At 53.0% G+C, this 23,178-nt stretch carries 18 protein-coding genes and 5 pseudogenes; 12 read left to right on the top strand and 11 right to left on the bottom strand.

Going from position 1 to position 23,178, the window contains the following annotated elements; all coding sequences use genetic code 11:
• The 7 genes and pseudogenes from modC to P3G59_RS13665 all read left to right on the top strand — a co-directional run.
• Positions 1–1,080 carry a molybdenum ABC transporter ATP-binding protein gene (gene modC, locus P3G59_RS13695; RefSeq protein WP_277761971.1) on the top strand — a complete coding sequence of 360 codons (1,080 nt, stop codon included), beginning with the start codon at positions 1–3 and terminating at the stop codon, positions 1,078–1,080.
• Between the two features lie 71 nt (positions 1,081–1,151).
• The gene (locus P3G59_RS13690) at positions 1,152–2,189 is read left to right on the top strand and encodes a DNA topoisomerase IB (RefSeq protein WP_277761970.1); all 1,038 of its coding nucleotides are present in this window, start codon (positions 1,152–1,154) and stop codon (positions 2,187–2,189) included.
• A gap of 144 nt (positions 2,190–2,333) precedes the next feature.
• Positions 2,334–3,971 (top strand): ATP-binding cassette domain-containing protein, encoded by a 1,638-nt coding sequence (locus P3G59_RS13685; protein ID WP_277761969.1) that lies wholly within the window; start codon positions 2,334–2,336, stop codon positions 3,969–3,971.
• A gap of 71 nt (positions 3,972–4,042) precedes the next feature.
• A complete protein-coding gene (locus P3G59_RS13680; protein ID WP_277761968.1) occupies positions 4,043–4,273 on the top strand; it encodes a hypothetical protein in 231 nt (76 codons plus the stop codon).
• A 118-nt stretch (positions 4,274–4,391) separates the two neighbouring features.
• Positions 4,392–4,622, top strand: a complete 231-nt coding sequence (locus P3G59_RS13675) for a hypothetical protein (RefSeq protein WP_277761967.1) — start codon at positions 4,392–4,394, stop codon at positions 4,620–4,622.
• Between the two features lie 257 nt (positions 4,623–4,879).
• On the top strand, positions 4,880–5,164 hold the full coding sequence (locus P3G59_RS13670) for a hypothetical protein (protein ID WP_277761966.1): 285 nt from the start codon (positions 4,880–4,882) through the stop codon (positions 5,162–5,164).
• Between the two features lie 861 nt (positions 5,165–6,025).
• Positions 6,026–6,300 (top strand): annotated as a pseudogene (locus P3G59_RS13665) (hypothetical protein); the annotation flags it as partial.
• Between the two features lie 7 nt (positions 6,301–6,307).
• On the opposite strand, the gene P3G59_RS13660 reads toward P3G59_RS13665, so the two are convergent.
• Both P3G59_RS13660 and P3G59_RS13655 read right to left on the bottom strand, forming a co-directional pair.
• Entirely contained in the window at positions 6,308–6,832 is a 525-nt protein-coding gene (locus P3G59_RS13660; protein ID WP_277761965.1) for a fimbrial protein, read from the bottom strand.
• A gap of 27 nt (positions 6,833–6,859) precedes the next feature.
• The gene (locus P3G59_RS13655; RefSeq protein WP_277761964.1) at positions 6,860–7,264 is read right to left on the bottom strand and encodes a hypothetical protein; all 405 of its coding nucleotides are present in this window, start codon (positions 7,262–7,264) and stop codon (positions 6,860–6,862) included.
• Positions 7,265–7,691: 427 nt separating this feature from the next.
• Between P3G59_RS13655 and P3G59_RS13650 the strand changes: the two are divergent.
• Positions 7,692–7,906, top strand: a pseudogene (locus P3G59_RS13650) (IS21 family transposase); the annotation flags it as partial.
• Between the two features lie 3 nt (positions 7,907–7,909).
• On the opposite strand, the pseudogene P3G59_RS13645 reads toward P3G59_RS13650, so the two are convergent.
• The 3 genes and pseudogenes from P3G59_RS13645 to P3G59_RS13635 form a co-directional block, all read right to left on the bottom strand.
• Positions 7,910–8,354 (bottom strand): annotated as a pseudogene (locus P3G59_RS13645) (hypothetical protein); the annotation flags it as partial.
• A 67-nt stretch (positions 8,355–8,421) separates the two neighbouring features.
• Positions 8,422–8,622, bottom strand: a pseudogene (locus P3G59_RS13640) (hypothetical protein); the annotation flags it as partial.
• Positions 8,623–8,637: 15 nt separating this feature from the next.
• Positions 8,638–9,525 carry a LysR substrate-binding domain-containing protein gene (locus P3G59_RS13635; protein ID WP_277761963.1) on the bottom strand — a complete coding sequence of 296 codons (888 nt, stop codon included), beginning with the start codon at positions 9,523–9,525 and terminating at the stop codon, positions 8,638–8,640.
• A gap of 134 nt (positions 9,526–9,659) precedes the next feature.
• On the opposite strand from P3G59_RS13635, the gene P3G59_RS13630 reads away from it, so the two are divergent.
• Entirely contained in the window at positions 9,660–10,181 is a 522-nt protein-coding gene (locus P3G59_RS13630; protein WP_277761962.1) for a phenolic acid decarboxylase, read from the top strand.
• An 874-nt stretch (positions 10,182–11,055) separates the two neighbouring features.
• Here the strand turns inward: P3G59_RS13630 and P3G59_RS13625 are convergent.
• From P3G59_RS13625 to P3G59_RS13600, 6 genes and pseudogenes are all read right to left on the bottom strand, one after another.
• A pseudogene (locus P3G59_RS13625) lies at positions 11,056–11,488 on the bottom strand (methyl-accepting chemotaxis protein); the annotation flags it as partial.
• Between the two features lie 4 nt (positions 11,489–11,492).
• The gene (locus tag P3G59_RS13620; RefSeq protein ID WP_277761961.1) at positions 11,493–11,969 is read right to left on the bottom strand and encodes a hypothetical protein; all 477 of its coding nucleotides are present in this window, start codon (positions 11,967–11,969) and stop codon (positions 11,493–11,495) included.
• 179 nt (positions 11,970–12,148) lie between these two features.
• Positions 12,149–12,556: a hypothetical protein gene (locus P3G59_RS13615; protein WP_277761960.1), complete on the bottom strand. Its 408-nt coding sequence runs from the start codon at positions 12,554–12,556 to the stop codon at positions 12,149–12,151.
• Positions 12,557–12,941: 385 nt separating this feature from the next.
• Positions 12,942–16,571, bottom strand: coding sequence for a transporter substrate-binding domain-containing protein (locus P3G59_RS13610; protein ID WP_277761959.1), 3,630 nt, complete (start codon positions 16,569–16,571; stop codon positions 12,942–12,944).
• 13 nt (positions 16,572–16,584) lie between these two features.
• Positions 16,585–17,286, bottom strand: coding sequence for a response regulator transcription factor (locus P3G59_RS13605; RefSeq protein WP_277761958.1), 702 nt, complete (start codon positions 17,284–17,286; stop codon positions 16,585–16,587).
• A gap of 171 nt (positions 17,287–17,457) precedes the next feature.
• Complete coding sequence (locus P3G59_RS13600) at positions 17,458–18,678, bottom strand: EAL domain-containing response regulator (protein WP_277761957.1); 1,221 nt, start codon at positions 18,676–18,678, stop codon at positions 17,458–17,460.
• Between the two features lie 317 nt (positions 18,679–18,995).
• On the opposite strand from P3G59_RS13600, the gene P3G59_RS13595 reads away from it, so the two are divergent.
• From P3G59_RS13595 to P3G59_RS13585, 3 genes are all read left to right on the top strand, one after another.
• The gene (locus P3G59_RS13595) at positions 18,996–19,589 is read left to right on the top strand and encodes a fimbrial protein (protein ID WP_277761956.1); all 594 of its coding nucleotides are present in this window, start codon (positions 18,996–18,998) and stop codon (positions 19,587–19,589) included.
• Between the two features lie 70 nt (positions 19,590–19,659).
• Positions 19,660–20,400: a molecular chaperone gene (locus P3G59_RS13590; protein WP_277761955.1), complete on the top strand. Its 741-nt coding sequence runs from the start codon at positions 19,660–19,662 to the stop codon at positions 20,398–20,400.
• A gap of 219 nt (positions 20,401–20,619) precedes the next feature.
• Positions 20,620–23,070, top strand: a complete 2,451-nt coding sequence (locus P3G59_RS13585; protein ID WP_277762150.1) for a fimbria/pilus outer membrane usher protein — start codon at positions 20,620–20,622, stop codon at positions 23,068–23,070.
• The last annotated feature ends 108 nt before the right edge of the window (positions 23,071–23,178 follow it).

Genomic DNA, 23,178 nt, shown 5'->3' with positions numbered 1-23,178 from the left:
ATGATTGATGTACGTCTGAACATTGTCTATTCGGGCTTCAGCCTCGACGTCGAGCTGAATTTGCCGGGGCGTGGCGTGACCGCGCTGTATGGGCATTCCGGCTCGGGTAAAACCACCTGCCTGCGCTGTATCGCCGGGCTTGAGCGCGCCGAACAAGGCTTTGTCCGGATCAACGACGAAATCTGGCAGGACAGCGCAAACGGCATTTTCGTCCCGCCGCACAAACGTGCGCTCGGCTATGTGTTTCAAGAAGCCAGCCTGTTCCCCCACCTGTCGGTGCTGGCCAATCTGCAGTTCGGCCTCAAGCGTATCGCCAGATCCCAGCGTCGGGTCGACATGGCGCAGGCCACCGAACTCCTGGGCATCGCGCAGTTGCTCGAACGCCATCCGCAGCACTTGTCGGGAGGCGAGCGCCAGCGTGTCGGCATCGCCCGAGCGTTACTGACCAGCCCGAAGCTGCTATTGATGGACGAGCCACTGGCGGCGCTCGACAGCCAGCGCAAAAGTGAAATCCTGCCTTACCTGCAACGCCTGCATGACGAACTGGATATTCCAGTGCTGTACGTCAGCCATGCACAGGATGAAGTCGCCCGCCTGGCCGATCACCTGGTGTTGCTCAGCGAAGGCAAGGCGCTGGCCAGCGGCCCGATCGGCGAAACTCTTGCGCGTCTGGATCTGCCGATGGCGATGGGCGATGACGCCGGTGTGATCATTGAAGGCCAGGTCAGCGCTTACCATGCGGAGTATCAATTGCTGAGTCTGCAATTGCCGGCCACCGACCTGAGCATCCGTGTCACCCACGCGCCGATGGCAGTGGGTCAGGCCCTGCGCTGCAAGGTACACGCACGCGATATCAGCCTGACCCTGCACAACAGCGAGTTCAGCAGCATTCTCAATCGACTGCCGGTGACGGTGGTCAGCGAGCAACCGGCAGACAACGCCGCCCACGTACTGATTCGTCTCGATGCTGGCGGCACCCCGCTGCTCGCGCGCATCACGCGCTATTCCAGAGATCAATTGGGCGTGCACCCGGGCCAGCCATTGTGGGCGCAGATCAAAGCGGTCGCGGTTCTCGCCTGAATCATTCGGCACCACGGCAACGGCGCGCGGTCAATGGTTTTACAGACCGCCGCGCCTCGAAGGAAACCGCCATGCCCGACACCGAGCTGATTGCCGAACTGCCCTCCGATCTGCATTACGTCGATGACACCCAGCCAGGTATCACCCGCAAGAAGCTGCGCGGCAAGTTCAGCTACTTCGAACCGTCAGGTCAGCGCATAACCGACACCGACGAAATCAAACGCATCAATGCCCTCGCCGTGCCGCCAGCGTATACCGACGTATGGATCTGCGCGGACCCGCGTGGCCACCTGCAAGCCACCGGCCGCGATGCCCGTGGTCGCAAGCAATATCGATATCACCCGCGCTGGCGCGAAGTGCGTGATGCCGACAAGTATTCCCGCCTGCGCGAGTTTGGCCTGGCATTGCCAAAATTGCGCAAACAACTGGAGGCACTGTTGGCCGCGCCCGGTTTCAGTCGTGACAAGGTCATGGCCACGGTGATCACGCTGCTCGACGCCACACTGATTCGCGTCGGCAACACGCAATACGCCCGCGACAATCGCTCCTACGGCCTGACCACCCTGCGCAGCCGACATGTGGAGGTCAACGGCAGCGCGATCCTGTTTCAGTTTCGCGGCAAGAGCGGCATTGAACACCAGATCACCGTCAAGGATCGACGCCTGGCCCGCATCATCAAACGTTGCCTGGAGATTCCCGGACAGAACCTGTTTCAGTACCTGGATGAAAACGGCGAGCGACACAGCGTCAGCTCTTCCGACGTCAACACTTACCTGAAAACCCTGACCGGCGCTGATTTCACGGCCAAGGACTACCGCACGTGGGCGGGTAGCGCGTTGGCTTTGGCGGTGTTACGCGAGTTGCAATGGCAGTCCGAGAGCGAGGCCAAACGGCATGTGGTGGAGATGGTCAAAGGCGTCGCCAAGCAATTGGGCAACACCCCGGCGGTGTGCCGCAAGTGCTATATCCACCCCGCCGTGGTCGAGAAATTCATGCTCGGCGCCCTCGCTGAACTGCCCCGCCCGCGTGTGCGCAAAGGCCTGCGTGCGGAAGAAGTGGCGCTGGCGATGTTTCTCGAGCGAATGAGCGAGATGACCGACGCATCTTGATCCGCAGGAGAGCGTCATCTAGGCTAGCGACCTTCCCCTCCTTCGGACGACCGCAGAAGTGAACAATCCAGCCTTCTAAAAATGTACTCGCGACACGCCGTTTTCGGCGTTTGTCAGTTTTCACGACATTTTTTGGAGGTGCCGATGACTCACGTCTCGCGTACACCCGCATTCGTTTCCCTGAATCAAATGGGCTTTCAGTTCGCCAATGGCGCAACACTGTTCAAAGACCTGAACCTGACCTTCGATGATCAACCGACCGCGATCGTCGGGCGCAACGGTGCTGGCAAAAGCGTGCTTGCACGTTTGATTGCCGGGCAATTGCAACCCAGCACCGGCAGCCTGGCACGTTCGGTTTGCGTGCATTACGTCGCACAAACGTTCATCGCCACACCCGGGCAAACCGTAGCCGACGCAACGGGGACAGCCTCGGTGCTCAGCGCACTGCAGCGACTAAGACACGGCCGTGCGACTGCCAACGACTTCGACCTGATCGACGAACGCTGGGATCTGGCGGAGCGTTTGCACCAGATGCTCAATGATGCCGGGTTGGCCGACATCACAGCTTCGGACCTGACGGAACACCTCAGCGGTGGCCAGCAAGCCAGAATTGCCTTGATCGGCGCCCTGCTGAGCCAGGCGCCATTGCTGGTGCTCGACGAGCCGAGCAATCACCTCGACAGCGCCGGTCGGCAATGGCTGATGCGTTTGCTTGAGCGCTGGCGTGGTGGCCTGATCGTCGTCAGTCACGACCGCCAACTGCTGGAGCAGATACCGCGAATTGTCGAACTTACGGCTTTGGGAGTGACAGTTTTCAGCGGAAGGTTTTCGGATTTCACCGAGCAACGCCGGATGCATCAACAGGCGGCGCAGGCACAACTCGATCAGGCCCGTATCGAACGTCAGCGCGAACGTACGCGGCTGCAACGCGAGCACGACACGATCCAGCGCCATGCCGCCGGCAGCCGTCGCCACGTACAAAGTGCCAACGTTTCGGGCTTCGAGCGGGCGGCGTTGAAAGCCGCCGCGCGGGACATCATGGGGCAGGTAAAAGTCGGCCACCTGGCACGCAAGGCCGATCTGGATCAGCGTGTTCGCGAAGCTTACGAAAACGTCCTGCGCGACGACGGCGTGCTGATCAGTCTGCCGGGGAGCGTGGTGCCGAGCAATCGGCGGGTGTGCACGCTGATCGACGCGTGCTTGCCATGGTTACCGGCAGATGCGCCCACCACCCGCGTTGACCTGGCCATTCAAGGGCCGATGCGCATCGCTGTCAGCGGTCGCAACGGTTGTGGCAAATCGACGCTGTTGAAATTGCTGGCGGGTGAATGGGCGCCTGTGAGTGGTGAGTGCACCACGCACGTACCTTTTGCCTTTCTCGACCAACAGCTGAAGCTGCTGGATGAGCACACATCGATTGTCGATCAGTTACTGGCACAGCAGACGCCTTTGAGCGAAGGAGAGTTGCGCAGTCTCCTCGCACATCTGCAACTGGACGCGCAGCGTGTCACCCGGCCCTGCGCCTCACTCAGTGGCGGCGAACGCTTGAAAGCAGCCCTTGCCCTGGCGTTGTGGCGCCAGACACCCGCGCAATTACTGCTGCTGGATGAGCCGACCAATCATCTGGACCTGGCGTCGGTGCAAGCTTTCGAACACGCCTTGCAGACGTTTCCCGGGGCGATTGTCGCGGTTTCCCACGATCAAGCGTTTCTACGGGCGTTAAACCCAAGCCATTATTTGATCTGGCATCCCGATGGCTGGTGCTGGCAACCGACGAGCTGAGCTGTCTATTTTTTGCACGATTGCCGAGGGCTTCTATAGTTGATCTGACACGAATCAGCTGCGGTGACGCCATGGAAGACATTTTCGTCGTGAAGCGTTGCAACAAGATCATCATTCACGGTCGACGCGCCGGAGACAGTCAGCATGATCCCGCAGAAGCCATTGGCTGGTTTCGCATCTGCGACACTCGCACCGGCGGTTTCATCGGCGACGGCTATGATGCAGAGCAAGACGCGCAGCGCGAATGCAGGCGACTCAACGCAGTCAGTTCCCCACTACCGGCCCGCGCGCCATCCGGCTGATGCCGATCAGAAGCGGGTCAATACTGAAACCAGCTGAAGGAGCAGCACCCCACGGCAGAAGGCTCGCAACACGCGGGCTTTTTGCTGCAGCTCAGGTTTCATAGAACGGAGGTGTTCCATGTCCGAAAAAGAGTCCATCACCACCCTCCTCACCCTGCTCGACGCTCGGCAAGCGCGCCTCGCAGCCGCCTGCAAAGAGATCGCCGATTGGGTCGATCACCAAGGCGGACACCCGACCGCCCTGCGCATTCGTGATCGGCTGAACGACATCGAGAAAGATGCTCCGCTGATTCGCAATACGCTGACGGCGCTAAAGCCTGTTGATCGGCCGCTGCCTCGGTTCAGATGACCTCTACCCTGTCAGGGTTTCAGGTGTTTGCTCATTAGCGGTGACACATGGGTCACCGCGCTTGTGTCTGCTCGTTACGTTTATTTTTCCAGTTTTTCACATGACGACTACATCTGCGCGAGTACAGTGAAATCACTCCTTTGCAAAGTAACGCTCTCACCCGCCCGCATGCGGGTGTTTTTTTGCCTGCACCGAAACGGCGAACGGTTGCAGTCCGTGAGTTGTCATAACTTATACATGTAGCAAAGGAGACAGTCATGGTTATCCATTTCAACGTCGACGGCCATCTGGCCTGCGGCCATAAAGGCGAACAACTGTCGGCAAGCCGCGAACTCAATCGCGTGAAATGCCGCAGTTGCCGCAATACCGATGCCTACAAACAGGCGCGAAAGGATCAGCGCAACGCGACCCGCCGCATGGCCCGTCAGGCCAAAACCTCCCACGGAGCAACAAACTGGCGCGCGGAATGGATCGAGCGCCTGACCTCAATGGCCGGCCTTCAGCGCTTGCCTCGCGGCTTCAGCGGGCAAGCCTTCGTCTAGCAATTGCGTATTGGCAAGGCACAAAAAAGGCCTGCATGAGAAAACTCATGCAGGCCTTTGATGTTCATGGTGCAGCGCGGCATTGTCCGAACATCCACGTGGACTCAATCCCGCCAATCTGGTGAGCCTCGCTGTAGCACAAATGAGGCACCGAAGGATGAACATACGTTCATCGAAAACATGGCTCGATGCGTCTAGGCTGCGGGTTCCGACATAGTGACTACAGGAGTAACCCACCATGTTCTCGCACGAAAGCATCCCGCTCGTTGCCATCTTCATCATCATGCTCATAGGCGTGCTTGCCGCCTCCCTACACCCGGTGCACGCGTTCTCCAGCTGGCTTCGGAGACGGAGTGAAAGATCTTCCTCTCGCTCTTCGAAAGAAGTGGATTCGCGCTGAATTTTTCCCCGACGAGCCCGGATACGTCCGGGCTTCTTATTCGTAACGCCTGCAAACTGCCGATAACAGCCAAGGAACTCCGCATTCCTTTGCCTGTAAGCCCCAAGGAATGGGATTGCACCAACTTCGGCGCGCTTATGACCTGGATTGCAACCCAGAAACGAACAAGGGCTTGCATCAGCTTTCGCCCGCAAACCCTTGATTTAAGATGGTGCCCGAAGCCGGAATCGAACCGGCACGCCCTTACGAGCGGGGGATTTTAAGTCCATATCTTTCTATCTATAAATCATATGCTTAGCGCCAGTATTTTCCGCATTCCAGAAACCTTGTGTCTGTTTAAAGGCAGTGAAACCGGCACCTCAACATAAATTGCGGAAAGAACTCAGGCTGCCGGGGTACAGTATTCCAAAGGCCAGGCAGACGAACGTCAGTCTAACGGCGCCGCTCCTTCGGATCGCACGCTCTAGCTGATGTTGGGCGGATCCACAAGCTTGGCGGCGGTGGACGATCTGCACCAGGCCACTGGCCAGGATCGGAATCCGGTTGTAGGGCAGAAGCACAACGCCACGATTGGAGGCGATATGCAGGGGCGAATTGAGGGGCTGCGCCGTAGCATCGCTGCGAAGGAGCAGCATCTGTTGGCACCGAAGAACAGGATTGGGTCGGAATCGATTAACTATTTCAGGTTGTCAGCGATGCGTTTGAATTAATTGAAAATATGAACATGCAAATCGCTATACCAGTCACAAATATTCAATTGTAAAGTTCAATTCAGCATTGGCCGTGCCGGGCTTTAACTCATCAAGCTGCATGCGATAGTAAGCAGCAGTCATTGGGATTTCAAAGTACCCTCCTTTTGAATCATAGCCGTCATAAACCTCTAGGGTAGCACCATCAACTACGGCTGGTCGGCCATTGGAATGTTTTATCTGGATGCCAACACCCTTAGCCGTGGAGCTGGAATTCAAACGGATGACACCATTTTTGTAATCATAAGTATCGCCGACTCTCGTGAAACTATAACTTATTATATTCATGCCTGCTGGGCAATTATTCAATTTTATGCCAAAAGCAACAGGCGTCGCGGTGCTTCCCGGTGCACTCCCAATTTCGCTGAGCGTGAAAGTACCCATTGGGACAGTGATATCCGGTGTTTCGCAGGTTGTCTGGGTGATGGTGGCACCGTTGGTTTTAAAAGATAGTGGAGTTATTTCTCCGAGTTGGAGGTAGCCGAGAATGCCAGATGGGATTGTGATGCTGCCCGTCACGTCTTTCTCCTTGATTAAGCTCAATTGCTAGCGCGTGGCATTGAAGCCAAAGCTACCCGCATAACCGCTGTGGCTTGGATCTGGATAACCCGTTAGCTGGCCGTATGAGGTCGAACGCAATTTCCAAGAAACTCCTGTATTGCCTATTGGAAAAAGTAATGCTGTTGGCGTAGTAGTGCCCACATTGTTCTTGGCACCTATCAGATATGAGGTTGTGCATTTATACGAGCTATTAATTAGTCCCGGCGGAGAAAATTCAGGGGATTCATATATCACAGTTCCAGCCAGGGCGCCACGGGGTATTGAAAGATTTGAAGGGATTTCAATACTCACGGAACTTTGCTGATGCCCGCTGAGAAACTGGCAGACTGCCGCTGCATTAAGTGACCAACTTAACAGCACTGCCAGCAAACCGATATATTTCACCTTCATCAATTATGACCTTCGTTTTTACGCTGGAGCTCTAACACATATAGCGCTCTGGAATTTGAATGCCTGAGGAGAAAGTGCTCTGTAGTTCTTAGTAATCCTCATTTGTGGAGAACGAGTAGTTCTTCAAGGTAAATTTTGAAGTTCCGCGTTATCTGTGAAAATGAGAAAAGTCTCATTTTCACAGGCCGCGCGATAGGCCGTCGACGCTGTGGATGAAAGATTTGTACCAAGGCGGATACACGATCAAGGTTATGCAGTCACCCGTTTCGCCGACATTTTCAGCGGGTAACTGTCCGATGGCCGACAGAAATCTGCGCCTCAAAAAATCGGCACAAAACTCACTTATTCCCCTTCCGCGGACGGGCCTTGCAGACGTTTTATGCAAATCCAAAAGTCAGGAGAACACAGGGTCATCAGCGTGGAAATGCTGGGAAAAATCCGAAGGATGTACTTCGCGACTAGCTCTCGCTCCATCAGATAGCCAAGCGTACCAGGCTGTCGTGAAACACCATCTGAAAATGGGTCAGAGCGCCCGAAGCCACTCAAACAACGTACCAACGGTGCGCAACCTTCAACAAACTCAGCCCTCTCCACGAGACGCTGGAGCAGGCGCTCAAGGCCGATTCGTTCCGGCCAAAACACCGTGGGGATTTGTAGTGGCGCCCGGGCACCAAAAAAACTGTCGGTCCAGCTGCCGGAAACACTTCACCGTTGTCCAGCTGGTGCCCGTTGAAGTCGGGAATGCTGAAGACCCGGGCAAGGCTATCCATTGCCTGGCAACCGGCAACAAGGTTTTAGAAGTAAGGTGCTTTTACGCTGGCGTAAGGGTGATCAGGAACGCTAAAGCGCAGGCCGGTTCGTTCGCCGACCTCGGCCAGCACAGCGCGCAGATCTACATGACGCAGGTTCAACGGCAGCGGGTTGGCCAGCACAGTGGCCAACTCTTGGCAGACAGCACCTGCGCGACAGAATTTGCAGAGGTGCAGAGTTCGATGTAGACGGTAAAGTGGCGTTGCAGCGCACCTTCGTTATAGCTGATATCCAGCGTCACCTACCCTTTCAGCGGCAAGTCGGAAAGGCTCGATGACACCTGGAAGCAATCGGGATTCCAGAAGCAGAATCTCAGATGCGCGACCTAAGAGTAAAAGCGGTAACGCCCCCCCCATTCGCTCCTGCATATCGCCACCCAGCGCGGTGTTGCGCTTCTGACCCACAACCTGATTCGGATACCGGTCAGTGGCCTGGTGCAGATCGTCCACAGCAGCCGAGCTCGCAGATCCGCCCGACAGCAGCTTGAGCGCGCCCAGCGCTTCGATCTTTTGCACACCGCCCACCGTTTCGGTTGAATGGTCATCAACCACCAAATCATCCGATCAGCTTTGCGGTTCTTTACCAAGAAATGCATTAATGAATGCCGCCAAAGCAGATGATCTATTCTCAGGGTGCCAGGCCAACGCGAGCTCCAATAAAGGCGTCTCTTCAACCAGAGGTACTGCCACCACCCCCTTGGGAAAGATGAGTGCCGAATGCTCTGGCAACAAACACACCCCACCGACAGAAGTGATCAATGACAGCGCCATCATCAGGGTTTCCGAATGATAAACGGGCTGCAACGCCACGCCATATCGATCCGCATATTCCTGGATGGCGTCATATAGTACGGGCGCCTGTTCGCGCGGCACTCCGATCATGGGTTCTGCGGCGAGTTGTGTGAGACGAATCGTAGTTTGCTTCGCTAAGGCGTGATCAGCCGGCACCGCGGCAATCAGTTTCTCGCTGCGCAGCGTCCGCACATTCAGACCCTGCGTATGACTCGAAGGCCGGATGAACGCGACATCAATTTGGCGCTCCAGCAACTCCGTTATCAGCATCGGTGAAGATTGGGTGTGCAGTATGAGCTGCATATGCCGAAGCTCTCCATGCAAAGTGCTCATCACCCGCATGAGTTGCTCGGCCTCGACACCGAATACAAAACCCAGAGTCAGACGCCCAGAATGATCGAGTGCCGCTTGCCGCGCCCGTTCCACTGAACGACCAGCCTGAGCGAGCGTCAGGCGAGCCTCATCCAAAAAAACGTGACCAGCCTTGGTCAGCTCAACGTGGCGACTGGAGCGCTCGAATAGCGCGGTGCCAACATAGGCCTCCAGATCCCGGATTTGCCGACTTAGTGAGGGTTGCGCGGTATGCAGATGTTCGGCGGCAGCGGTAAACCCGCCCCTCTCAGCAACAGCTACAAAATATCGGAGATGCCGAAGTTCCATGAGGATTTATCCATACCTTAAAAGTACTCAATGAGCGAAACAAAGCATTGGTTTAAGTGCTTGTCCGGTTTTAGGATGTAATCGTACACACGTGACGACTAGTCGCCTACAGCAATGAGATAAGGAGAACCTAGATGGCTGATCTTTTTGAATCCACCAAGCCAGAACAACTTGGCCAGTTTATCGGCAAGCATTTTATCTATACCTACGAAAACGGCTGGCAGTATGAGTTGTACCTCAAGAACGACCGAACTATTGACTACCGTATCCACAGTGGGATGGTAGGCGGGCGTTGGGTCCGCGATCAAGAAGCCCACATCGTGCGGCTATCGGACGACGTCTGCAAGGTTTCCTGGAGCGAGCCCACCGGCACCACGGTAAGCGTGGCAATTAATTTCGCGGAGAAGCATTTGCACGGGGTTATTTTCTTCCCGCAATGGGTCGCCCTGGCCCCGGAGAAAACCGTGTGCTTTCAGAATGAACACCTGGATCTTATGCGCCACTACCGCGATACCGGGCCGACTTACCCGACACTGGTGATTGACGAATTTGCGCCGGTTACTTTTATCGAGGACTGCGGCCCGAACAATCAGGACGTGATTTCTTGCTCATCGTCCGAACTTCCAGAGGGTTACACCGAGAGACGTAATTGCTAACGAGCTCGTTTATGCCAATGGATCCAAAAACTTAACCGACCCTTGGCGGGCAAGACGAATGCCGGCAGGCCTTCCTTAATGAGAACGCCACAGAACATGTGGCTTTTCTATCCACCTCGGACGAACAGCTGGGAGGATAGCCTCGCCGCATAGCCGAGGCATAAGACTTGTCCGCCGCAGGTCCGGCGGTGCCATCCCACCTTCGACTCTACAAGGCATTGGTGTTGGCACCGATGCCAAGTTGAGCAAGTTGCCGAGTTATCACTGACCCGTGCAAGCACGTTATTTGATACCAACAACCCTCAATATATTCCCTTTTCGATTAAACTCACTGACCACCCTAATATAATTAACAAAATACACTATAGACTGATACCAGCCGCTAGTTCACCCGCAATAGACGCAAAGTCTGGCTTGATTAGTTTAAACGCTTCTTCTACTGCCAAGGGCGTCGGACTACAACTACTAGGTGAATATGGAACCAATTATGATTTAAATGGCAACTTCTACGCGGCAAGTACTTTTCAGCCAGGCAGTCGAAGCTATTCAATCGAAATGCTTGAAAAATATGTTAGACGTCCTGGAGTTTCACAAGCAGATATAGTGCCCGGCACGGCAAATGCTGAAATTATGCTTTTAATTAACTACCTTTAGATTCACATGCTTGCTTGAGTTGTGACTAGTATAGAAATCAACACCAGTCAAAAACTTACGCAAGCTTCCACATTTTTCCAACAGGTGTACATTGAAATCATCAGCCTCCCTGAATCGCCCACCCGACAGCCTTACCCCCTATACACGACCGAACAAAAAATTAGCACACTAACTATGAATTAGTTATCCAATAAAAACCAAGTACAAATAGTACACTTATTCAAAAACCAAATTTCTTGGTCAGCACATTCAAATCCGCCGCTAGCCGAGATAGCTCCGCGGACGCGGCGGCGGTCTGTATAGTCCCTTCGGCTGTCTCGCACGAAAGATCACGAATGCTCGCCAGATTTTGATCAACTTCACGCGCCACTAGCGCTTGCTGCTCTGCTGCTCTGCTGCTCTCCTGCTCTGCTGCTCTGCTGCTGCCATCATCTGATTGCGTTCGTTAATCAGATTTAACGAGACGTTAGTGCTAACTAACACTTTTCCGGCAACTTTTACCATATCGAGCGTACTATGCGCCTGGTCGATTGCTGGGCTCGCTGAGCAAGCGCCCTTGCTTCATCTGCAACCACAGCAAAACCCCTCCCCGCCTCTCCAGCTCTTGCCGCTTCAATCGCTGTATCCAAAGCCAACAAGTTAGTTTGATCCGCTGCCTCATGAATCCAGTACCTTACTGATATCAGTCGCCATCGTCGAAAGCGCTTGGACTTCAGTGGAGGTTACCTGAACGCTGTAATGAAATCGCTGCACCAAGTGTCCCTCTTTCACAGTGGCAAGATATTCATCCTGAGCTTTATCGCAAACCCGCCGAGCCCGGGCAAATTCTTCGAATACCTGGCGACCATCCGCCGCCACAATCAAATCACTCAATGCTCGCTCATATTTGTTGACTAACTGTCGGGATCGCTGAATATCTTCCATCGCCCGTGGCTTGCGATCATTTGATTCAATTGGGTTTCGTAGGCGGGCGTTATTACCTTTGATCTCGACAAACCCTCTATCCAGCAGCCCTAGCAACTTTATACTCGGGACAATATTGGTCTCAACGTACGTTTCGGCTTTATTAAGAAGATCAACCTGTGTCGCAGGCAAAGTACGCCGATGATAATAATCATCAAACAAAAGAACCAAAGAAAAGGGTGGATCGCGGAGCGAGACTCAGTTTCCGAAGTAGCATGATACTTTTCCTTAATTATTATTATGAGAAAAACACAACGAGTTACTAGATGATAGGATCGAGTGAATTCTAAACGCTAAAAATATCAGTAGATATCGCGATTGAAGCCTTCATCTGCCGCCAAGCCTATAGATTACTTAAAAAGCGAGTCCGACTGGATGACCTCTTCTGATACTGGATCAACCAACATGAGAAAATCAGTTAACTGCTCAAAATCAAACTTCGAAACCAGACGCATCCAGCGCGTGGGATGAGGATTAAAGAATGTTTTTGACCAGAGGTGATCTTTTTTCGGGTTAAAAACCAGCAAATGTCGAATCAAGGCATTTTCTTCAAAGAAACGGGTTGGCTCGATCGCCATTTCTTCAAGTAATTCCTCACTGACGACTACCATCCCCAGCCTCTGAGGGCAATAATAAGTAAGCGTCCTCAAATCGCGATAATTCGATAGTGTTAATACGCTAAAGTAACCCAACTTGTTGAACTGGTGTTCAATCGACTCACCGCGCTTGATGTCCTTATCGGCAATCAAGATCTTCATCGATCTACAACTCGGCTTTTCAAAAAACATCAATCACCTTCGGCTTCTCTATTCTTATCTTAAAGAAAATAACCGATTCAAGTGAAGTCCCAAACAAGAATTGCCTCAAAACGCATCTGCTGGATCAGAACAAGGTGATACAGCCGAATTGAAGCAGACTTAAGGCAGCAGCGGAACTGCCGGCTAAGGGGTCAAGGGTTATTTGGAAACCCTTGAACGAGCTTGATATTTGAATACGCCTTTCGAACAAGACAAATCCTGTTATTCGCTCACTTGTTCCTGGATAATATTGGCCAAGAGTACGGAGTCATATACCGCTACTCTTGGCCACAATCCAGCGTGCCTGCTCCTAGAGCTCCAATCCGCAAAGCACAGCAAACTCTTGCTACAGCTCTAGGCGCTTGATTTTTTTGATCAGCTCAGCCTGAGCCACCTCCAATTTCAACGCATGACGTTTGATTTCGCTCAGACTGAAGACTGGGGCATGGCACACCTCCTCCACGTCACTACACGCATCTATAACCTGCTGCTCTCCAACAATGCGCGCAGCGCCTTTAATCCTGTGAGCCAAATCGGCGAGATGCCCTGGATCGCTGTCGGAATTTAGCGCGCGTAACTCTTCCAAGTCCTTTTCAGAACTGTATAACGCCTCTCGCAAGAGCGCCTTCATCATGTCTATATCGCCCCCTGTGAGTTCTTGCAAACGGTCCCGAATCGATCCAGGCTCGGTATGCACGCCCTCTGTAGTATCAGTGACGTCAACCTCTTGAACGGCTTTCTCCCAGCCCGACAACATGGCTGTCAACGTACTGAGGCTGATCGGCTTAAATAGGCAATCATCCATCCCGGCGTCTTGGCATTTGATCTTTTCCTCGGGCTGCGCGTTGGCGGTGAAACCCAACACGACGCAACGTGCAGCGCCACTTTCGCGCTCGTCTTTGCGAATGGAACGGGCGAGTTCGTAGCCATTCATTACCGGCATGTTGCAGTCGGTGATCACGATGTCAAACGGTTCCGTGCGCCACAAGGCCAATGCAGCAGCACCATCAGCGGCATCCCGTACGGACTGACCCAGAAAGCCCAATTGCTGCGTAAGCAACAGACGGTTAGCACTTTGGTCATCTACCACCAGAATACGCAACGTTGACGCTGGCTTGTCCTGACTGGACAAGACTTGAACAGGCTTTGCACCCACTGGACTAAGCACATTGAAAAATAACGACACTTCAAGGCAAGTTCCTTTACCCAAGGTGCTCGTAATATTGAGTTGGCCGCCCATCAATTCGCACAAGGAACGAGAGATTGCCAGCCCAAGCCCCGTCCCCCCCCTTGGGGATGGGCCATGGTTAGCCTGGGAAAAAGGCTGAAACAGTGTTTGTAAGTCGGCACTGGAAATTCCAATACCCGTATCCTCCACTTTGAGGTCCACCTGCAGGCGTTCATCGGCAAGGCGCTGCCCGCAGATAGAGACACTAACTTGTCCGGTGTCAGTGAATTTGATGGCATTGCCCACAAGGTTCGATAGCACCTGTTGAAAGCGCATTGGATCGACCAGAACATCGCAACCCACAGTGGCATCGATGTCGAGTTTCAGCAGGAGGCTCTTTTGGCGTGCGAGTCCATCGAATACTCGCGCTACAGACTCCACCAACTCTCTTAGATTGGCGCGCTTGGGCGAAAGACTGACATGTCCGGATTCAATTCGAACTACGTCGAGGATATCGCCGATCAGCTCCAGCAACCCTTTGGCAGAGTCGTAAGCGACCTCAATCGCAGGACGATCAAAGTGCCCCTGCTCTGCACGCTTGAGTGTCAACTCAAGCATACCGATCACAGCACTCATTGGCGTACGGATCTCATGGCTCATGGTCGCCAGAAAAGTTGTCTTTGCTCGGCTAGATTCGTCAGCCAGCTCTTTGGCTGCACGCAATTCTTCAATTAGTTCCCGTCGCTCACTGATGTCGATCCAACCACAGATAACCCCCCGCACCTCTCCGGCGGTATCGTGAAAGGGTTGAATCCAGTGATAAATAATGAGGCGGGTATCGCCGACATGCAACGTGCGATCCACTTCATAAGGTTCGTCCTGCTCAATAACGCGCAGGTAGTCATCATGGAAGTGCAGCGCTTCCTGACGATTGCGCTTCCCGCTTTCCAGTACGGTTTTGCCGATTACGTCTTGCTCGGTTAACCCGAACGTTTCCAGATAATTGTTGTTGCAAGTCAGCAACCTCGCCTCACGATCACGGACATAAATCGGGTGCGGTGTGCCATTGATCAATGCGCCCATGAATTTCAACTGATCGCCAAGCAACCGCTCAGCACGACTGCGCTCGCGAATCTGCCGACGAATATAATAGTTCCACGCCAGTGAGCACAGGATGATCAGAAATGCGCTCGCACCAATTTGGTAGATCAGTGTCTTGTAATCGCGCCAAGACAATCCAGAAAATGCAGCTATCGGCCGCCAGCGATTGAGAATCACATCTCGCTCGTCGGGTGGGATGCTTAAAAGAGCTTTATTGAGGATACTGACCAATTCAGTATCGGAGCGACGCGCGGCAAAAGCCAAAAAGCCTCTACTCATGCCAACAATATTGGAGATACGTAACGTATCGCTGTGGAGGTGTGCGATGTAATAACGCGCACTATGCAAGGTGGTAATCATTGCATCAGCTCTGCCTTCACTCACATCAGCTAATGCCTCTAAGACGGTAGCACTTTCAACGATCTGGATATCAGGGAAATCCTTGAGCAAATCATGTTCTGCGGAATTTTCCGGGATCGCGACGCGTTTACCACGAAGCTCCTGCAAACTTGAAGGTGAGTTTGATGCTTTGTCTGTAACTATTACAAAAGGACTGACCAGGAGCGGGTACGTGAAACGCATACCTGCCTCCCTCGATACCGTCGGTGTCAGCAATGAGAGGTCGGCAGTACCTGCGAGCAGACTGGAGCTCAGGCTGGAAAAACTGTCGGTACGCTTAACGTCTATTTGCAGCCCCGTTCGCTGTTGGATCAGCTCGAGCATATCTGCACCGATCCCACCGAAATGCCCTTCGGCATCAAAGAAAGCAAAAGGTGCCTGATCGTCATTTATTACAAACCGTACGACCGGATGTTGCTCAATCCAGCGCGCTTCGGAAGGAGAAAGGTCAATCCGCTTAGGCATCAGCGCCCCGCCGCCAGACCAACGCTTTGTGATCTCCTCAATCCTCGCATCGCCCAAGGAATCGATCGTCAGATCCACCAGATGCTTAAGTTGGTCGTTGCCCTTGCGTAGCGCAAAACTGAAACCACCGGTTTGCAGATTGACGAATGAATGCAGACGAACATAGTTAAAATAGTTTAGGTTGATCAGATAGTTGCTGGAAACGGAATCCCCCAAATATAAGTCCACTTTGCCAAAGGCCAGCGCAGCCAACCCTAGCTCGTTAGATGGAAAGAGAACGAATTCCGCATTGGGATACAAAGTGTGCAACTGATTCAAAGGTAAGTAATCATCCGCTACCGCGATACGCAGACCTGCAAAGTTTGCCGGCATAGGTCGTCGATCATCACCTCGTACAAAAATCGCCGGCAGGTCGTGAACGTAAGGCTGACTTAGCACCATAGATCCGTCGGCAATCTCGTAGCTGTTCGAACTGCCGAGTAAATCGATCTCGCCATTTATCAAGGCTGCCATTGCACTACGTCGATCAGGATAAGCTTTCACGCTGATTTCGACATGCAATGCATGACTGACTATGCAGGCGATATCAGCCGCAATCCCTTCATATCGGGAGCCGCTGTAGGTCATTACGTAAGGTGGGAAATCGGGTTGCCCCGCGCCTAGCACAAGACTGCGCTTTTGCCGCAACCATCCCCATTCTTCATTCGAGAGATTGAGCTGCAAGTCTTTGCATTCAGATCGACCAAACACTTGCAGCGTGCGCGGTTCAGCTGCCAACAACGACCCGGGGCCAAGGATTAAAATAACGCAAGGCAATAGAAAAATGCGTAACAGGTGAGGCATAAACTTATTACCTCTACATCTCGACCGTGAGACTTTGCTGCAATTTGAAAAGCTCCGCGTCGCCCCGGATGCCTAGCTTTTTGTAAGCCGATTGTTTTTGACCGCTGATGGTTTTACGACTGCGGGAGAACTTGAGTGCGATCTGCGTCACACCCATTCCCTCCAGACAGCAGCGCAGGACCTCTTTTTCTTTAGGAGACAGCAGAGGATTGGTCAGGAAGTCATCCGTATGAGGGGAGCCATCGCCATTACCGTTAACGGACTCCTCACCCGCCACAGGAAGCGAGTCGAGTTCAAACGCCATAGCTGACGAAAGATATAACTGGCCAGACGCCGAGATGCGGATCGCAGTGATCAGATCATCAACCGGTTGCGATTTACCAAAAAAACCACTCACGCCAGCCCCGACAGCCATCCTTACCACAGCAGGCCGCTCTTCAGAGGAAGAGACCAGAATGCACAACGCGGGGTAATGCTTTCGTAGTAGGCGGATGAGATTGAGCCCGTCTAGCTCCCCATCATGTAGTTTGTAATCGAGAATCAGCAGGTCAGTTTCTATCTCACGCAAGCCCGTGAGCAACTCGGCACTACTGCCGAAAACACCTACTACGTTGAACTCCGCCTCACGCGCCAGGCGAGACTTCATCGCCAACCGTATGAGCGAGTGATCATCAAGGATCGCAACACGTAACGGGTTTACTACGGACCAATGCATGATTTGCTCCAAAACATGAGGGAAATTATGAAGTTGCTTGCGCTCACTTCTAGACCAATAAGTGACACGCCGCGATTTCAGACATTTCTCACAGCATTCTCGACTAAGAATGATTAATTTCACAGTGCGCCGATTGGGGTTTTGCCCCAAAATCTCGAAAAATTGCTGCGCTCAGCGATCTGGCGACCCGATCGCTCTCCGCCAAGATGACTTTTCACCTTCAAAGCGCCAGTCCACAAGGTGCGCCCAATTCATCGGCCTGGCGTAGAAAAAACCTTGCCCCCACCGACAGCCGAGACTATCCAAATGGCGCGCCTGATCAGCAGTCTCAATACCCTCAGCCACTACGCGCATATCCAGTTCTCGCGCCAATGCCAATGCGCCATGAATGACTGCGCTGTAGCGCGCCTGCTCATAATTTTGCACAAACCCTGCGTCCAACTTGATTTCGTTGAACGGCATTTGACAAAGCCTCTCAAGCGATGAATAGCCTACGCCGAAGTCATCGATTGCCAGACTGAAGCCAAGCATGCGTAAGCGCACCATATTTTCCATACTGACTTCAGGCATCTGCAGTAACCCGGTTTCGGTCAGCTCAAAGATTAGGCCGGCCGGCGAAGCGCCATGAATTCGTAACAACGCCTTTATCCGATCAACCAAATTTGGGTTGGCCATCTGCGACACGTCCAAATTGAAAGCCAGCCTGAATGGCTTACCATGAGATTGAACGAATCGCTGCAAGCTGAGCCCTTGAGTCAACAAACTGAAAAACATCTCATCGAGCAAACCGCATCGCTCTATGGTTGGCAAAAACATCCCGGGGGATAGCAAGCCCCGACTAGGACTTTGCCACCTGACCAAAACTTCTGCGCCATCCACTTCCCCACTGCGCAAATGAAACTTTGGCTGAAAATAAGCCCGAAACTCTTGTCGACGTATGGCTTCGAGCATCTCGTACTCTGAGGGTTGATCCGGGGTGTTTTCTATTGATTTGGTGGCGAGCGTTTCATCCGACCGGTAGCGCATCAGTAACGGCTGAAGTACTTCCACCGATAATGGCTTGCCAACACTTCCCACCAATTCCAAGCCCTGCAAGGTGACAATACGATCAACAGTTCGCAGTAGGTCCTCGGGTAGCGAGCTACATATAATCACGGCACGTATCAATCCAGACTCTTTCGCTAGTCGCAGGAAGGTCAATCCGTCCATTCCAGCCATATTCAAGTCACAAAGCGCAATGTCTACACCTCCCACCTGAGAGATAACAGACAACGCTTCTTTGCCGTCCGCCGCTTGAAATATATCCTCGTAACCCAAGCTGTTAAGCGCACTGACCGCCGCCACTCGTTGAAAGGCATGATCTTCCAATACCAATATCCGAAGCGTGTTCACGAACCGTTAACCCCTTTTATAATTCATGCAGGCACGGCAAGTCCGCGGCGCCTATTACCAAGACATTAAGTCCCCACCCCAGGCATTTGCAGGCGAATCCCCCCCGCTGGTCAAAGTCTACTCCCTACAGTCTCGCTGACGCATTAAGAATTGTCTCAATATAGTTTTTAAATGTGGCATGCGTGAATGATCGCACTTCGAGCAAGTGCGAGTTGGAAAATTCGTTTTGAGACAAGTCTCAAAGACTGCCTTTTCATCCGGACATACTATGGCCAGGCATTTCAATGCAGCACTTCACAATAACTCCGGATATAAACATGAAAAAATTTACTTTGGCTGTACTCGCTCTTTCCGTATTGTCCGTTTCCGCAGGTGCAATGGCAGCCGACCCAGTTAAAGGCGGCAGTGGCCAAATCAGCTTTACCGGCATTATCAACAACGACGCTTGCTCTGTTGATGGCAGCACCGGCAAAGACAAAGTTATCTCGGTAGATATGGGTAACGTTTCGATCAAAGACATGGGTAGCGACTCCGCACCTACCGCCGGCCGTATTGCCGCCAACGATTTCAACCTGCAAGTGAACTGCAACGCAGGTACTAAAGTTTCGATGCTGTTCAAGCCGACCCTTAATGGTGGCTCGGGCCTGGTTGACGGTAAAAAAGTCCTGAAGCTGCAGGGTTCCGACGCAGCGAAAGGCGTTGGTATCGCGCTGCTGAATAGCAACGGTGAAATGATCGATCTGAGCTCCGACGCCACCGCCAAGATTGAAACTGGCTTGACCGGAGACGCTGGTGAAGGTGGCGACGGCACTCTGTCGTTCGCCGCTGCTTACGTCACCACTGGTGACAAGGCAGCTGCTACCGCTGGTACCGGTAATGCCACTCTGCCGTTCGTTCTGCAATACGAGTAAGCCATAGCCAAGCGCAGGACGAGGCAAACACGCCTCGTCCTGCCGGCGACAACTAATGGGAGAACGCTATATGTTAAGCCGCTATTTTCCGCTTTGCCTGGGTCTTGCCGGGATGCTGATGGCTCATTCGGCCTTCGCCAGCATTTCTCTGAGCGCCACGCGGGTGATCTTTGACGGTGCGAACAAAGAGGCGAATGTCACCGTGCGCAACGGTGGGCAAACCATTCTAGTACAGTCTTGGCTCGATAATGGAGAGACGGATTCGTCCACGCCTCCTTTTGCAGTCACGCCGCCACTGGCACGAATGGAAGCGAATCAGCAGCAATTACTTAGAATTCTCTATGAAGGCAAGGGTATGCCTGTGGATAAAGAATCAGTGGTATGGCTGAATGTCCAGGAAATCCCTCAAGCCGCCGCTACCGATGCCAATACTTTGCAGTTGGCAGTGCGTCAGCGCATCAAGTTGTTTTTCCGTCCTGCCGGGCTATCGGGGGACGCCGCAAAGGCGCCAGAGTTACTCTCATGGAAACTTGAAAACGTCGCTGGCAAGCCCTCTTTGAAAGTTACCAACACAGGAAACTATCATGTTTCCCTCGCCGACCTCAAAGTGGGTGCGGGTCAGAACTTTGAGCTCGTGATGGATTCCACGATGATTAGCCCTGGCGAAGTAAAAGTTTTCACGATGAAATCACGACCACAGGCCAGTTCACCACGCCTGACGTTTTCAGCCATTAACGATTATGGCGCTCAACAAACATTTGACGCTCCTTTGACCGACATTGGAAGCTTCGCAGGACGTACCGCAAACTAACTTAGCCGATAACTTACAGCTACTTCTTTCCAGTTTCATACAATTTCTAATTAGCTCCATTCTCCGGTTTCAGCGACTGGAACTGAAAAGGCAAATTGCATGTTTTTCTCCCAGCCCTACACATCTGCAGTTTGTGTTGAGAAACGCAGCCGTCACTCTGTGCTCACTAAAAAGAAAGCGGCGCTGGGCTGCCTGCATCCCCTGTTTTTTGCGATCAACATGGCGATCTGCTGTGACACCTATGGTGCTGAGGCAGAAATCGATGCGCCTGCCGAGTCGTTTAACACGCTGTTTCTGCAAGGGGCCTCGGCCGTCGATCTGCAACCACTATTGAACGCCAACAGCGTATTGCCGGGGCAATATCGCGTGGATGTTTACAGTAATGGAACTCTAGTAGGTCGTCGCGACGTTACATTTGAAGCGAACGCGCTCACCGGTAAGGTCGAACCCCGCATAACGCTCGATTTACTGCTGCAACTGGGCATAGACATGCAGAAACTGCACGACCAGGGATTGGTCGACGAGGAGCACCCTGCTGATCATTACGACTTGGCATCGATGATCGACCAAGCCAGCCTAAGCTTTGATTCCAACAGGCTGCGCTTGCTTGTCAGCGTGCCACAAGTGGCCATGTCGCGGGGCATGCGTGGCTATGTCGATTCCGAGTTGTGGGATCAGGGTGTGGCAGCTGGTTTCATCAACTACCAGTTGAGCACGACTCGCAATAAGACCAGCAATGGCAAGCAAATATCCAATAATCTGGGACTGCGCAACGGAATAAACCTGGGCGCCTGGCGGTTACGCAATGAGTCCAACTTCAGCAGCTCGACAGGTCGACCAAATCGCTTCGTCAGCAACCGTACATTTGTGCAACACGACCTCACCTCGATCAAGGGGCAGCTCAGCGCGGGCGAAATCTTTTCCGATTCAGACCTGTTCGACAGCGTGCGCTATCAGGGTGTGAAAGTTTCGTCCGATGAAGGCATGCGTGCCGACAGCGAACGAGGTTATGCGCCGACAATTCGCGGCGTGGCAGAGACCAATGCAACCATTGAAGTCCGTCAGGATAATTACATCCTTTACACGACCAACGTTCCACCAGGTCCATTTGAGATCAGCGATATCTATCCTTCGGGGTCCAATGGCGATCTTGAGATCACTATCGTCGAAGCTGATGGTCGGCGAAAAGTGTCCAAACAGGCGTTTTCGGCTCTTCCGACAATGGTGCGCGAAGGGCAATTGAAGTACAGCGTGTCGGGGGGCAAATTCAATAACAACTCGGAGGGCTATGACAAGCCAGCCTTTATCAGCAGCACATTCGCCTATGGCTTGACAAGCAATCTTACAGGGATCGCTGGCTTGCAGACCAGTAACGGTTTCCAGGCTCTATCACTGGGCGCGGCTAAGAATACCTCCATTGGCGCGATGTCGCTGGACATCACTCGGTCATCCAGTAAGGCATTCGGCGTAACAACTCAAGGTAGCAGCGTGCGCGCACTCTACGCCAAGACGTTTACGGGTACAGATACAAGTTTCACCCTCGCAGCGTACCGTTATTCTACTGAGGGCTATCGTACTCTGACCGACCACGTACAGGATAATAGCGTTGGTGCCACGCGCCGTGCCGGGAACTCTAAAACCCGTACCGATCTGACGGTCAACCAGACTTTGGGGGATTCACGCCAATTCGGTTCGCTGTATCTGAACGCCAGTGACCAGCGCTACTGGGATCGCGGCGGATCTCGCAGCTTTTCTGCTGGCTACAGCAATAACTGGCGGGATCTGAACTACAACATTAGTTTGAGTAAGACGCTGGAACTAGGGACATATGGCGGGGCAACCGATGATACGCAATTAAGCGTATCTATCTCCTTCCCGCTTGGGTCGAGCCCCCGTTCGCCGCGTGCGTATCTTTCAACTAACAAACAAAACACCGGTACTAGTACGCAGGCCGGCCTCAACGGCTACCTGACAGAAGACAGTGACACCTACTATTCCGTGCAAGCCGGACAAAGCGTTGACGGCGACCAATCGGGCTCGATGAGTCTAAGTAGCCGTACCTCAATGGGTGACATTGGCTTAGGGTACAGCCGAGGCATTGACTACGACTCACAGAACTTCAATGTTTCGGGCTCTATCGTCGCCCACGCAGGTGGAGTTAACTTGGGGCAGACGGTCGGCGAGACGTTTGCGCTGGTAGAAGTACCAGGAATATCTGGTGTAGAAGTCAGCAGCTATTCAGGTGTGAAAACAGGCTTTAACGGCTATGCGGTCCTGCCAAACGCACAGCCTTACCGCGTTAACTGGGTGTCTCTGGACACTCGTAATCTCGGTGGCGAAATTGAACTCGATAACGCGACACAACAATTGGTTCCTCGCCGCGGGTCGATTGTCCGTGCCCGCTTTGAGGGCAATAAAGGCCGGCGAGTACAATTTGAAATTTTTGATAAAGAGGGCAAGGCGATTCCTTTTGGTGCCGCGCTGGAAGATTCAGAAGGGAAGCAAGTTGCTCTATCAGATCCAACGGGCAAGGCCTTAGCACTAGTTACCGAAGATCAAGGCACCATTGTAATCAAATGGCAGGGCAAGCAATGTACAGCGTCATATTCACTACCAGAGAAAGAAGAACACGTGAATTATGAACGGTACGCACTAAAATGCGTACCCTGATATTATGATCGACCATTTGTTAACTTGGAGTGATTAGCGTGCAGTACAAGCACCCTGCACGCTAATCACTCCAACGAGCAACTCGCTCATGAGATCGCTAGTCAGCAC

The organism is Pseudomonas sp. A34-9 (assembly GCF_029543085.1).
Taxonomy (GTDB): Bacteria; Pseudomonadota; Gammaproteobacteria; order Pseudomonadales; family Pseudomonadaceae; genus Aquipseudomonas.
The sequence above is the reverse complement of the archived record's forward strand: the minus strand, read 5'-3'. Positions and strand labels throughout refer to the sequence as shown.

Coding starts and splice junctions, on each gene's coding strand:
- P3G59_RS13605 (WP_277761958.1), bottom strand. CDS start 17,286: ATGCATTGGTCCGTAGTAAACCCGTTACGTGTTGCGATCCTTGATGAT.
- P3G59_RS13615 (WP_277761960.1), bottom strand. CDS start 12,556: ATGAAGATCTTGATTGCCGATAAGGACATCAAGCGCGGTGAGTCGATT.
- P3G59_RS13630 (WP_277761962.1), top strand. CDS start 9,660: ATGGCTGATCTTTTTGAATCCACCAAGCCAGAACAACTTGGCCAGTTT.
- P3G59_RS13655 (WP_277761964.1), bottom strand. CDS start 7,264: ATGAAGGTGAAATATATCGGTTTGCTGGCAGTGCTGTTAAGTTGGTCA.
- P3G59_RS13690 (WP_277761970.1), top strand. CDS start 1,152: ATGCCCGACACCGAGCTGATTGCCGAACTGCCCTCCGATCTGCATTAC.
- P3G59_RS13635 (WP_277761963.1), bottom strand. CDS start 9,525: ATGGAACTTCGGCATCTCCGATATTTTGTAGCTGTTGCTGAGAGGGGC.
- P3G59_RS13680 (WP_277761968.1), top strand. CDS start 4,043: ATGGAAGACATTTTCGTCGTGAAGCGTTGCAACAAGATCATCATTCAC.
- P3G59_RS13675 (WP_277761967.1), top strand. CDS start 4,392: ATGTCCGAAAAAGAGTCCATCACCACCCTCCTCACCCTGCTCGACGCT.
- P3G59_RS13590 (WP_277761955.1), top strand. CDS start 19,660: ATGTTAAGCCGCTATTTTCCGCTTTGCCTGGGTCTTGCCGGGATGCTG.
- P3G59_RS13610 (WP_277761959.1), bottom strand. CDS start 16,571: ATGCCTCACCTGTTACGCATTTTTCTATTGCCTTGCGTTATTTTAATC.
- P3G59_RS13670 (WP_277761966.1), top strand. CDS start 4,880: ATGGTTATCCATTTCAACGTCGACGGCCATCTGGCCTGCGGCCATAAA.
- P3G59_RS13595 (WP_277761956.1), top strand. CDS start 18,996: ATGAAAAAATTTACTTTGGCTGTACTCGCTCTTTCCGTATTGTCCGTT.
- modC (WP_277761971.1), top strand. CDS start 1: ATGATTGATGTACGTCTGAACATTGTCTATTCGGGCTTCAGCCTCGAC.
- P3G59_RS13585 (WP_277762150.1), top strand. CDS start 20,620: ATGGCGATCTGCTGTGACACCTATGGTGCTGAGGCAGAAATCGATGCG.
- P3G59_RS13685 (WP_277761969.1), top strand. CDS start 2,334: ATGACTCACGTCTCGCGTACACCCGCATTCGTTTCCCTGAATCAAATG.